The 588-nt window shown below is 30.1% G+C and carries 1 protein-coding gene; it reads right to left on the bottom strand.

All coding sequences use genetic code 11. The features are described from left to right. Positions 1 to 588, bottom strand: a 588-nt coding sequence (locus tag E3E37_RS10745) for a glycosyltransferase (RefSeq protein WP_167717333.1), incomplete at both ends; no start/stop codon positions are given.

Raw genomic sequence — 588 nt, forward strand, 5'->3', positions numbered from 1 at the left:
AACCCCATATCTAATGAACATTTCTCTTAAAAATCTTGAAGGAGCTATAAGTTTGTCAACATTTAAGAGCAGAGACTTCAGATATTCATTTCTTTTTTTAAATTTTTCTGAAGGATTAAAGGCTCTTATAATAAATTCCAGAGATTTTTTGGTTAAATGTTTAGGAATATAATATTTCCTCAAAGCTTCAGAAAATCCTTTAGATTGTTTCTTCACCCAGCATTCACGACATTTGTTCGGTTCTGGCTCTTCGCAAATTGTGTAGCCATATTTAAGCAACTGAATATTCGGACACATAAACCAATAATCATGTAGTGTAAGAACAGTTGGAATGTTAAATTCTTTAGCGATATATATTAAAGTAGTAGATATGCCTATTAGATGTTGAAAATGAACAATATCTGGCTTTATTTCTTTCAGAAGCCTCCTAAATATTTCTTCAGCATTTTTGTTCATATAGGTGTTTTCAAAAAATAGCAAGTCCCAAAATCTTTTTGCTTTATTATTTGGTATTTTTACTTCGTGAATAATAAGACTTTCTCGTTCAACAGAATTTAAGCTAATTCTCCTAACATTATCAAATACGGG

The sequence above is a fragment of the Thermococcus sp. ES12 genome, from assembly GCF_012027515.1.
Classification (GTDB): Archaea; Methanobacteriota_B; Thermococci; order Thermococcales; family Thermococcaceae; genus Thermococcus; species Thermococcus barossii.